The organism is Nocardioides sp. NPDC057577, from assembly GCF_042801335.1.
GTDB lineage: Bacteria > Actinomycetota > Actinomycetes > Propionibacteriales > Nocardioidaceae > Nocardioides.
The window spans coordinates 1-11,046 of sequence record NZ_JBHVGB010000134.1 but is presented as its reverse complement, the minus strand read 5'-3'; the positions used below and the strand labels follow the sequence as shown (position 1 = coordinate 11,046).

Annotated in this window: 9 protein-coding genes; 4 read left to right on the top strand and 5 right to left on the bottom strand. The window is 69.8% G+C overall.

Annotated elements, in window-relative coordinates; all coding sequences use genetic code 11:
* Nucleotides 1–180 precede the first annotated feature (180 nt).
* Together ACFU7D_RS21775 and ACFU7D_RS21770 are read right to left on the bottom strand one after the other, a co-directional pair.
* Nucleotides 181–819 carry a permease prefix domain 1-containing protein gene (locus ACFU7D_RS21775; RefSeq protein WP_378871073.1) on the bottom strand — a complete coding sequence of 213 codons (639 nt, stop codon included), beginning with the start codon at nt 817–819 and terminating at the stop codon, nt 181–183.
* Between the two features lie 166 nt (nt 820–985).
* Entirely contained in the window at nt 986–1,306 is a 321-nt protein-coding gene (locus tag ACFU7D_RS21770; RefSeq protein WP_378729996.1) for a PadR family transcriptional regulator, read from the bottom strand.
* An 87-nt stretch (nt 1,307–1,393) separates the two neighbouring features.
* On the opposite strand from ACFU7D_RS21770, the gene ACFU7D_RS21765 reads away from it, so the two are divergent.
* The 3 genes from ACFU7D_RS21765 to ACFU7D_RS21755 all read left to right on the top strand — a co-directional run bounded on the left by ACFU7D_RS21765 (nt 1,394) and on the right by ACFU7D_RS21755 (nt 6,629).
* On the top strand, nt 1,394–3,484 hold the full coding sequence (locus ACFU7D_RS21765; RefSeq protein WP_378871069.1) for an MMPL family transporter: 2,091 nt from the start codon (nt 1,394–1,396) through the stop codon (nt 3,482–3,484).
* A gap of 125 nt (nt 3,485–3,609) precedes the next feature.
* Nucleotides 3,610–4,632, top strand: a complete 1,023-nt coding sequence (locus ACFU7D_RS21760; protein ID WP_378871066.1) for an SGNH/GDSL hydrolase family protein — start codon at nt 3,610–3,612, stop codon at nt 4,630–4,632.
* 110 nt (nt 4,633–4,742) lie between these two features.
* Nucleotides 4,743–6,629 (top strand): penicillin-binding transpeptidase domain-containing protein, encoded by a 1,887-nt coding sequence (locus tag ACFU7D_RS21755; protein WP_378871063.1) that lies wholly within the window; start codon nt 4,743–4,745, stop codon nt 6,627–6,629.
* A gap of 270 nt (nt 6,630–6,899) precedes the next feature.
* On the opposite strand, the gene ACFU7D_RS21750 is transcribed toward ACFU7D_RS21755, so the two are convergent.
* The 3 genes from ACFU7D_RS21750 to ACFU7D_RS21740 all read right to left on the bottom strand — a co-directional run bounded on the left by ACFU7D_RS21750 (nt 6,900) and on the right by ACFU7D_RS21740 (nt 9,695).
* A complete protein-coding gene (locus ACFU7D_RS21750) occupies nt 6,900–8,399 on the bottom strand; it encodes a flotillin family protein (protein WP_378729988.1) in 1,500 nt (499 codons plus the stop codon).
* Nucleotides 8,400–8,414: 15 nt separating this feature from the next.
* Nucleotides 8,415–8,930 (bottom strand): hypothetical protein, encoded by a 516-nt coding sequence (locus ACFU7D_RS21745; RefSeq protein WP_378729986.1) that lies wholly within the window; start codon nt 8,928–8,930, stop codon nt 8,415–8,417.
* Between the two features lie 81 nt (nt 8,931–9,011).
* Nucleotides 9,012–9,695, bottom strand: coding sequence for a pirin family protein (locus ACFU7D_RS21740; RefSeq protein ID WP_378871060.1), 684 nt, complete (start codon nt 9,693–9,695; stop codon nt 9,012–9,014).
* Between the two features lie 45 nt (nt 9,696–9,740).
* On the opposite strand from ACFU7D_RS21740, the gene ACFU7D_RS21735 reads away from it, so the two are divergent.
* On the top strand, nt 9,741–10,961 hold the full coding sequence (locus ACFU7D_RS21735) for a glycoside hydrolase family 1 protein (protein ID WP_378871057.1): 1,221 nt from the start codon (nt 9,741–9,743) through the stop codon (nt 10,959–10,961).
* Nucleotides 10,962–11,046 lie beyond the last annotated feature (85 nt).

Sequence of the window (11,046 nt, the reverse complement as noted above, 5' to 3'; positions counted from 1 at the left end):
GTGACGTCTCGTCCGACCGGGGTGACGTCTCGTCCGACCGGGGTGACGTCTCGTCCGACCGGGGTGACGTCTCGTCCGACCGGGGTGACGTCTCGTCCGACCGGGGTGACGTCTCGCTCGACCGGGGTGACGCTTCGTCCGACCGGGCTGAGGTCTCGCTCGACCGGGGTGACGCCTCGGCTAGCAGGCGGCGAGGGTGCGCTGGGCGGAGAGGGCGACCAGGGCGAACGGCGCGGCCATGAAGGCGAGTGCGCTGAGCGCCAGGAACACGGTGAGGCCGCCGGTCAGGGTCAGCATGGTGAAGCCGATGACCGGCACGATCACGGCCGTGGCCAGGGACCAGGCGGCGGTCAGCCGGGCCGTACGTCGCCCGATCCGGAGCCAACGCTGACCGATCGCGGTCACCGCCAGGGCGATGACCGCGCCGAGGGCGCCTGCTGTGCCGACGTACCCGATGACGAGGTCGAGGACGTGGAAGAGGCCGCTGTCGGGAGCGGCTGAGTGGGCGCTCGCGCCGAGGTCGATCCCGCCGTCCCACAGGAAGGCCTGGGGGATCATGACGAGGACGAGCAGGAGCGCCGTACGTCGGGCGGCGCCGATCGCGACGGTGTCCCGGAAGCCGGGCGCGATCTCGTCGACGGAGCCGAAGTCGCGCAGGGCGAGCGCCTCGGCCTCGGTGGGCGTGTAGCCCGCGGCGGTGTAGGCGTCGGTCGCGTCCTCGAGATGGTCGCCGGCCTCGCGCAGGAGGTCGCGCCGGGTCCAGCTGGGGCCGGGGATCGCGGCGCGCAGGTCCGCAAGGTAGACGTCGACGGCGCTCATGGGTTCATCTTCTGCGCTCGGCGGTGTCGGCCACATCAGGGAACCCCCTGAAAGGGCGACCACAAGTGCCGACTCGGCCGACGTAAGTGCCGTCTCGGCCGACCCGGGTGACGACTCGGCCGACCGGGGTGACGACTCGGCCGACCGGGTTGACGTCTCGGCGGGGTCAGGCTTCGCCGAGTACGCCCGAGACGACCTTGGCGAAGGTTCTCCACTCCTGGCGGTGGGCGGCGAGGGCGCTGCGGCCGGCGGAGGAGAGCTCGTAGGTGCGGCGCTTGCGGCCGCTGACCTCGGACCAGGAGCTGTCGAGGTAGCCCGCCTTCTCCAGCCGACGCAGCGCGGGGTAGATGGTGCCGGTGGGGAGGTCGAGCTCGCCACCGCTGCGGGCGCTCAGGGCCTCGATGATCGCGTAGCCGTGGAGGGGCTGCTTCTCGACGACGGCCAGGATCAGCGAGTCGAGGTGGCCACGGAGGGCGTCGGCTTTCATGTAGACAGCCTACACAGCAGGTCGTACATTGTCTCCATACATGTCGTCTGGCTACCTATAGCCAGACGACGGATGACAGGAGACATGATGACCATCCAGACGACAACCAGACCCAGTCCGCTGCGGCGGCTGGCGGCCTTCTCCCAACGCCATCATTGGACCGCACTGCTGCTGTGGGTGGTCGTCCTCGTCGGCGTGACCGCGGCGGCGCAGAGCATCGGCGACGACTACCGCAACTCCTTCGACATCCCGGGCACCCAGTCGCAGGAGATGGCTGACCTGCAGGCGAGGCACGGCGGATCGCGCGGCGACGAGGTGCGCGCGGTCATCCATGACGAGCGCGGCTGGAACACCGACCAGCAGGCCGTCGACCAGCTGCTCGCGGACCTCGCCGCGGTCCCTCATGTCGAGACGGTCGAGGCGGCGGATCCGCAGCGTGGGTCGGTGAGCGAGGACGGTACGACCGCGCTGGTCACCGTCGTGATGGACGCCGAGGCCGGAGAACTCCCGGTGAGCGCCTATGAGCCTTTCCTCGAGCTGGCGGAGGAGACGTCGACCGACGACCTCCAGGTCGAGATGGCCGGGGACTCGATGCGTGAGGTGAACGAGGGCGAGGGCGGCAGCTCCGAGGGGATGGGCATGCTCGCCGCGCTGGTGATCATGCTGTTCATGTTCGGCTCGTTCCTGGCGGCGAGCCTGCCGCTGATCACCGCGATCTTCGCGGTCGGCACGACCTTCGGCGTGGTCACGCTGCTCTCGCACCTGACGACGATCCCGGACTACACCGCGCCGATGCTGATGATCGTCGGGCTCGGAGTGGGCATCGACTACGCGCTGCTGGTCTTCTCGCGCTACCGCAGCGAGCTGCTCGGCGGAGCCACCCGCGAGGACGCCACCTCGACCGCGATCGACACGGCCGGTCGCTCGGTCCTCTTCGCCGGCGTGAGCGTGATCCTCGCTCTCTGTGGCCTCTACGTGCTGCAGCTGACCTCGATCCAGGGGGTCGTGCTCGGCGTCGCGCTCACGGTCCTGATGACCATGATCGCCGCGGTCACCCTGCTCCCGTCGCTGCTGACGCTGTTCGGCAAGCGGCTCGAGAGGTCCGTACGCCGCCACGCCGCCCGATCCCGCCGCGAGCCCGGCCAGCGCTGGCGCGCCTGGGCCGACCGCGTGCAGCGCCACCCGTGGGTCGCGCTGGTCGTCTCGCTGGTCGTCCTCGGCGCCCTCGCCGCCCCGGTCCTCAGCCTCCAGCTCGGCTTCGCCGACGCCGGCAACGACGACCCCTCCTCGACCACGCGGAAGGCGTACGACCTGGTCAGCGACAAGTTCGGCCCCGGTGCCAACGGCCCGCTCATCGTCATGACCGAGGGCTCCCAGGAGGAAGCGGTGGCGGCGTACGAGGAGCTCCAGGCGTACGCCGGCGTCGCCGCCGTGACGCCGCCGCAACCGTCGGCCGACGGTGCGGTGTTCACCTCCGTCGCCTTCCCGGAGACCGGCCCGCAGGACGCCGAGACCACCGAGCTGGTCAAGGATCTCCGGGAGGATCTCGGCGACGACGTCCTCGTCGGCGGATCGACCGCGGCGCTGATCGACTACTCCGACGCGGTCGGGAAGAAGCTGCCGCTCTTCATCGGGCTCGTCGTCGGGCTCTCCGCGCTGCTGCTGATGTGCGTCTTCCGGTCCGTCGCGGTGGCGATCAAGGCGGCGATCCTCAACCTCCTCTCGATCGGCGCCTCGATGGGTGCGATGACGTACGTCTTCCAGGAGGGGCTGCTCGGGGTCGAGCCAGGTCCGATCGAGGCGTTCCTGCCGGTGATGACCTTCGCGATCGTCTTCGGGCTCTCGATGGACTACGAGGTCTTCCTGATCTCGCGGATGCGTGAGGAGTGGCTGCGCAGCGGCGATGCCCAGGAGGCGGTCCGGGAGGGGCTGGCGCACACCGGCGGTGTCATCACCGCCGCCGCCGCCATCATGGTCGTGGTCTTCGGTGCCTTCTGGTTCAGCCCGGACCGGATGCTGCAGGAGATGGGCTTCGTGATGGCGGTCGCGGTGCTGCTCGACGCGGTCGTGGTGCGGTGCCTCGTCGTGCCCGCTGTGATGCGGCTGCTCGGCCCCGGCGCCTGGTGGCTGCCGCGGTGGCTCGACCGGCTCCTGCCGCGCCTGCAGAACGTCGGATGAACTCAGGTAAGCGGGTTCCGGACAGTTACTAGGACGTGAAACTAATTTCCTGCGGGGGAGAGCAGGGGCGCGTACAACCGTAGAGAAGGGCCGCCCCCAGCGGTCCCCGGCTTTCGGGAGTTGCCATGAACGGTTTCACCTTCCGCCTGTCCAAAGTCCGCCTCGCGGTCTCCCTCACCTCCATCGCCCTTCTCGGCGCCGGCCTCGCCGTCGCCCCCGGCTCCCCAGCCTCCGCGGCTGGGGAGCCTTACGTCGCCCTGGGTGACTCCTACTCCTCAGGAGTCGGCACCCGCACCTACATCAACGACGGCAGCAACTGCATGCGCTCGACCCTGGCGTACCCGAGCCTGGTCGCCGCGGCGAAGAGCTACAGCCTCAACTTCCGTGCCTGCTCGGGCGCGGTCGTCGCCGACGTCACCAACAGTCAGCTCAGCGCGCTGTCGAGCTCGACCCGCTACGTGACCATCTCGGTCGGTGGCAACGACGCCGGCTTCGTCGACGTGATCACCGAGTGCGCTCTCCCCGCCTGGGCGAGCGACTGTGCCGGAGCGGTCGCGGGTGCGCAGAACTACATCCGCAACACGCTCCCGGCCAGCCTCGGGACGCTCTACTCGAGGATCCGGTCGGCCGCTCCCAGCGCGAAGGTGGTGGTCGTGGGCTATCCGAAGCTGTTCATGGGCGAGGACTGCAACGCCCTCACCTGGTTCAGCCCGCAGGACGAGGCGATCCTCAACGACACCGCGGTGCTCCTCAACAACACCACGGCCGCCCGGGCGAGCGCCGCCGGCTTCAGCTACGTCAACCCGATCAGCCGGTTCACCGGACACGCGGTCTGTGACAACCCCGAGTGGGTCAACGGGCTCTCCAACCCGATCGCGGAGTCCTATCACGCCAACACCGCCGGCCACCGTGACGGCTACACCCCGCTGGTGAGCTCGCCGCTCACCGGCGCCGCGGTCACCGCGACCCCGGCCGTGGTCACCGCGGCCGAGGCGACCGGTCCCGCACAGGCCGCCAAGCAGAGGAAGTACGCCGCACTCGACCGCCACATCGAGCCGAAGGTGTTCCAGCCGCCGACCCGTGAGCGTCTGGAGAAGCTCGCCGACCAGCGCGGCGTCGACCTGGACGCCTGGCTGGCGACGCACTGACCGGATGGGTTGTGAAGCCGAGCGTGGCCTATTGGTCACTCTCGGCTTCACAACCTCCGCGTTGGAAGGGTGTAACCCAATCTTGGGGGCGAGGCTGATAGAACCGTTCCATGCGAGTCTCCCGGGGCATAGCGGCCCTTGCTGTTGCCCTACCGCTGCTTGCCGCCTGTGGCGCGGACAAGGAGCCGGGTCCGAGCACGTCGGCCCTGACCGCCGCGCTGGAGACCGGCACCTTCACGAAGGTCGACTTCGTGGCGAAGACCGATCCCGCTGCTGTCGCCGCCGAATACAGCGATCTGACCGGCAACCTGTTCGGGAAGCTCGGTGCGCCCGACGTGTCCGCGACCAAGCCGGTCTTCTCCGGCCACGGCACCGACAGCGCGAAGACGACGCTCACCTGGGCGTGGGGGCTTCCGGGCGGCCGGTGGACCTACGAGTCGGAGGTCGAGCTCCGTAAGACCGATGACACGTGGGAGTTCGTCTGGGAGCCGACGGTCGTCGCCCCGACGCTCGCCGAAGGACGCAGCCTCCACGTCGAGACCGTCCAGCAGCAGCGCGGCGAGATCCTGAGCACGTCCGGAGCGACCCTGGTCGCGGACCGGCCGGTCGTCACGGTCGGCATCGACAAGACCCTGATCGACCCGGTGGCGGCTCCCGCGGCCGCTCGCGACGTCGCCGCGGTCGTCGGCATCAACCCGAAGCGCTACGCCAAGCGCGTCAAGGCTGCCGGTGACAAGGCGTTCGTCGAGGCGCTCTCGATCCGCAAGCCGATGATGACGAAGGCCAAGACCGCGAAGATCGCCAAGATCAAGGGCGCCGCGATGCTCAACCGGACCCTCCCGCTCGGCCCGACCAAGGAGTTCGCCTCGCCGGTCGTCGGCATCGTCGGTGAGGTCACGGCGGAGATGATGAAGAAGAAGCCCGGCACCTTCCTTCCGGGTGATCTCGCCGGGCTCTCCGGTTTGCAGGCGCGCTACGACGAGCAGCTGCGGGGGAAGCCCGGGCTGCGGGTCGCGGTGCTCGGTGACGAGGGTGAGGTGCTCAAGAGGCTCTACAGCACCGACCCGATCGACGGGAAGTCGCTGACCGTCACTCTCGACGCGCGGCTCCAGAAGAGCGCCGAGAAGATCCTGAAGCGAGTCAAGCCCGAGAGCGCCCTGGTCGCGATCCGACCCAGCGACGGTGCCGTGCTGGTCGCCGCCAACGGCGAGGACAACAAGATGAACCTGGCCACCTACGGCCAGGCGGCGCCGGGCTCGACCTTCAAGGCCGCGACCACGCTGGCCCTGCTGCGCAAGGGGCTCAACGCACAGAGCCAGGTCAAGTGCCCCGCCAAGGCCACCGTCGACGGCAAGACCTTCAAGAACGACTCCTGGTACCCGAAGTCGGCCCTCGGCGAGATCACCCTCGCCCACGCCGTCGCCGAGTCCTGCAACACCGCCATGGTCGGTGTGGCCGGCGAGGTCGGCCACGCGGAGATCGCCTCCGCCGCCGCCTCGCTGGGCTTCGGGATCGACCGCGACGCCGGATTCACCTCCTACTTCGGACAGATCCCCGAGCCCGCGGGCGAGACCGAGCACGCCGCCGACCTGATCGGCCAGGGCAAGGTGCTCGCCTCACCGCTCGCGATGGCCACGGTCATCGGCTCCATCCAGGCCGGTCACACCGTGGTCCCGACCCTCGTCGAGGGCCAGGTCGCCAAGCCGTCGGGCGTGGAGCCGCTCGCCGCCGACGAGGCCGAGCAGCTGCGTACGATCTTCCGGGGTGTGGTCACCGACGGCACCGGCAGCGGCCTGACCGACGTGCCGGGCAAGCCGGTGATCGCCAAGACCGGCACGGCCGAGTTCGACCGCAACGGCAAGCGCCTCACGCACACCTGGATGATCGCCGCGCAGGGTGACCTGGCCGTGGCCGTCTACGTCGACGAGGGCGAGAACGGCGCCGCCACCTCGGGCCCGCTCGTCGAGGCCTTCCTCCGGATGGCCAACGAGCGCTAGTGCGCCACTAGAGACCGGCAAATAAGATGTGGCCCGGCCGTGAGGCCGGGCCACATTCAGTTTCCCTCGGTGCTTCTCTACCGACGGGGGGAACAGTAGAGAAGCTCAAGGGGCGAGCCTGGCGGCCTTTCGGCCGCGAGGCCCGGTCGAGGCTTGGAGTGCTCCCTCCCTACGTCGACGTGGATACATAACCAGACTTGTTCCTGGCTGTCACGTTTATGTCCGTTTTCTACAGGATTGGTGACAGGGTGTTAGTAACGTGTGGATCGGTCACTGTCCGGCCGGGATCTCCGTGCCGTTCGCCGAGGTCGAGTCGACGGCCTTGCGGAGCATCCCGCCGAGGTCGACACCGGTCGTGGTCTTGAGCATGTTGAGGGTCTGGACGACGTTGTCGTTGACCTGCTTCGGGATGGCGCCGGCTCCCTCGGTGGAGAGCACGGTGAGGTTGTCGATGGCGCTGATCGGCGCCGCGACCTCCCTGGCGACCTGGGGCAGGACCTCGATGAGCATCTGCAGCACGGCGGCGTCGTTGTAGGACGCGAACGCCGCGGCGCGCTTGTCCATCGCCTCGGCCTCGGCGTGACCGACGGCCAGGGTCGCGGCAGCGCTCGCCTCACCCTCGGCCCGGGTCGCCTCGGCGCCGGCCAGACGCAGCGACTTCTGCGCGTCACCGCGCTTGGCGCCCTCGATGGCCTCGGCCTCGGCCAGCGCGGCACGGCGGGCCTTCTCGGCCTCACCGGAGAGGCGGGCCTGCTCGGCGTCGGCCTCGGCCGCGGCGATGGTGGAGGCCTTGCGGGCCTCCGCGGCGGCGATCTCCGAGTTGCGGCGGCCCTCCGCCTCCTGCTCGACGCGGTAGCGCTCGGCGTCGGCGGGCTTGCGCACCTGCGTCTCGAGCTGTCGCTCGGTCAGTGCCGCCTGACGTACGGCGACCTTCTCCTGCTCGGTGAGGATGGCCTGGTCGCGGTCGGCCTGGGCCAGCGGGCCGGAGGCGGCGGCGTTGGCGGCGGCGGCGTCGGTCTCGGCCTTGATCTCGGCCTGCTTCAGCGCCAGGGCGCGCTGGGCGATCGCGATCTCTTCCTCGGCCTTGATCCGGGCCTGCTCGGCGGCGCGGCGCGACTCGGCCTCGGCGATCGAGGCGGCCTGCGTGATGCGGGCGGCCTCGGGGCGGCCGAGGTTGGCGAGGTAGGAGCCGTCGTCGGTGACGTCCTGGATCTGGAAGGTGTCCAGGATCAGGCCCTGGCCGGTCAGCGACGACTCGGACTCGTCGGCCACCCGCTGGGCGAACGCGGCCCGGTCACGGATGATCTGCTCGACGGTCAGGCCACCGACGATCGAGCGGAGCGCACCGGCGAGCACCTCCTGCGTGAAGGGCTCGATCTCCTCCTGCTGGGAGAGGAACCGCTGTGCGGACAGCCGGATCTGGTCGGCGTTGCCGCCGACCTTCACGATCGCGACACCGTCGAGGTTGAGCTTGATGCCCTGCCCGGAGACCGCCCCGCGGATCTGCACGGAGATCCGCCGCGAGGAGAGGTCCATGGTCGCCAGCTTCTGCACGAACGGGACCACGAAGACGCCCCCGCCGAGCACGACCTTCTGGCCGGACAGGTCGGTGGTGAGCTGGCCGGTCTCGGGGTTGAGGACCGCCTTGCCCTTGCGGCCGGTGACGATGAAGGCGTGGTTGGGACCGGCGACCTTGTAGCGGCTGGTGACCAGCAGCAGAAGCAGGATGAGAAGTACGACAAGGCCGGCGATCGGCACCAGCAGTTCCATGGGGACCCCTTCAGGTCAGGAGGTGATCTCGCGCCAGGTCGGCGCGACGGTGACTGCCGTCGGTGAGAGGACTCCGGTGATGTGCACGGCGGTGCCGGGCGTGATCGCATCCTCGGTGTCGGGAGCCTTGGCGTTGTAGGTCACCGTGTGGCCCCCGAGGGCGACCCGCACCACGCCGAACCCGTCCGCCGGGATCGCGGTGATCACGGCAGCGTCCAGACCGACGGCGGCTTCCCCCGAGGGCGCCGCGTCGGTGTTCTCCTCCTTCAGCAGGCGGGTCAGCCACAGCGCGAACCAGGCGAAGAGCGCACCGCCCACGGCACCGATCCCGATGGCCGGAATCGTGCCGAGAGGGCCGACCGCGAGCGCGCCGCCGAACCCGAAGGCGGACACGAATCCGCCGATCGCGGCGGTCGAGAACCAGTCGGCATCGAGCGCGCCGCCGAGGAAGCCGTCGAGGAGGTCGCCGATCACCAGCGACACCAGCAGGAGGCCAAGCCCGACGGCTCCGATGATCAGGAACGTCGTCACACCAAACCTTTCGAGCAGAGTCTCCACACTGAGCAGCAGTCTGGTGCGGACTTTATCCGTCGGGCCTCGGGCTTGTCCGCCCTATTCGAAGGTCCAGAGAAGAAGCTCCGTCGGTACGCCCGCAGCCACCGTGAACTCCGACGGCAGATCGTCGCCGGCGGTGACCTCGAAGGCGTCGCCGGCGGTGAGCGGCTCGGCCATCCCGCTGCGCAGCAGAGCGCCGGAAGCGACGTGGAGATGACGGAGACGCCCGCCCGGGAGGGTGATCTCTGCGGGGCCGTCGGTGCCGACGTGAGCGACCTGGAACGTCCCCTGATCCAGACGGACCGCTTCGGTCCATTCGCCCTCGATCGCAGCGACGTCGTGGACGGCGTACGCCGGCGTGCCGGTGCTGCCCGCGATCCAGACCTGGATGAACCGGGTGCCGGCGGCCGAGGCGAACTCGGAGTGGTCGACACCGTCGCCCGTGGTGAAGACACCGACCTGGCCGGGGGCGACGGTCCCGGTGGCCCCGGTCGAGTCGGTGTGGGTCACCTCGCCCGACAGCGGCCAGGTCACGATCGTGACCCCGGCATGGTGATGGGTGTCGAACCCCTCACCGTTGCGCAGCAGGTGCTCGTCGTAGGTCACGATCGGACCGAAGCCGATGCGGTCGGGGTCGTAGTGGGGGCCGAAGGAGTAGGTGTGCCAGGTTATTTTTCCTGGCCGGAGGCCGGGTGGACGTTCCGTGAATCGGGCGTTTCCTCGGCGGATCTGGGCAGTCACAGTCATGATTGTGCCGTGGCGTTTCCCAAGTTCCCGACTGGCTTCGTGTTCGGCACTGCAGACGCCACCCGGCCGGGGGGCGAGCAGGATGTTGCGCTGCTTCAACGCCTCGGTGCTCCGGGATACCGGTTCGCGGTCTCCTGGCGTGAGCTTCAGCCGGGTGGGCGCGGTGCCTTCGATCCCGATGCCCGCGCTCGTTACGACCGCCTGGTCGACGAGCTGCTCGAGGCCGGTCTGCGCCCGTCGGCCACGCTCTACGCCGGCGAGCTGCCGGAGCCGCTGGCCGCCGACGGCGGCTGGCTCAACCGCGCCACCGTCGATGCGTTCGGCGATTACGCCGAGACGGTCGCGGACCTGATCGGCGACCGGGTCCCGGAGTGGGTGCCGGTCCAGGATCCCAACGTGGCCGGCTACCTCGGCTACGGGCTCGGCACGATCGCGCCCGGGCGCCGCGCGGGCTGGGGAGTCGTCGCGGCGATGCACCACCTCCTCCTCGCCCACGGCCGCGGCGTCCAGGTGCTGCGCGCCGCCGGTGTCGAGTCGGTCGGGTGTGCCAACCACCACGAGCCGATCTGGCCGCTCTCGGAGGATCCCGCCGATGTCGGCGCGGCCAAGCTCATCGACCTGGCCTGGAACGCGGTGCCTCTCGAGGCGATGCTGATGGGCCGCTATCCCCGTGACATCGCCGGTCTCGCCGACGAGGTCACGATGCCGGGCGACATGGCCGTGATCCGTTCGCCCCTCGACTTCTACGGGGTCAACTTCTTCGCGCCGCAGCGCATCGGCGCCTCCGCCGAGGGCGACGACATCCCGTTCCGGATGGTGCCGCTCGTCGGCTACCCCGCCACCGACACCGGCTGGGGCGTGGTGCCCACCGCCCTGCGGGAGTGGCTGATCATCACCCGATCCCGCTATCGCGCCGCGATGCCGCCGATCGTGGTGACCGAGTGCGGTGCTGCGTACGACGCTCCGATGGTCGACGGCGAGGTCGACGACCAGGCCCGGATCGACTACCTCGAGGCGCACCTGGAGGCGGTCTCGGCCGCGATCGAGCGCGGCGTCGACGTACGCGGCTTCTACGCCTACACCCTGCTCGACCGCGACGGCTGGGAGGCGCCGTTCACCGGGAAGGACTGGGAGGACGGCGTGGGCGGGAAATACGGCCTGGTGCACGTCGACGCCGCCGGGGTGCGTACGCCGAAGCGGTCCTTCGGGTGGTACGCCGAGATGGTCGCGGCGCACGCCGAGGGAGCCCCGACCGGCTAGCTCCGATCCCTCGCCAGGTATGCCACCAGGGGGTCGGCCAGGGTGTCTCCCTGGCGTCGGACCGGGGTGTTGCCCGGGAGTGTTC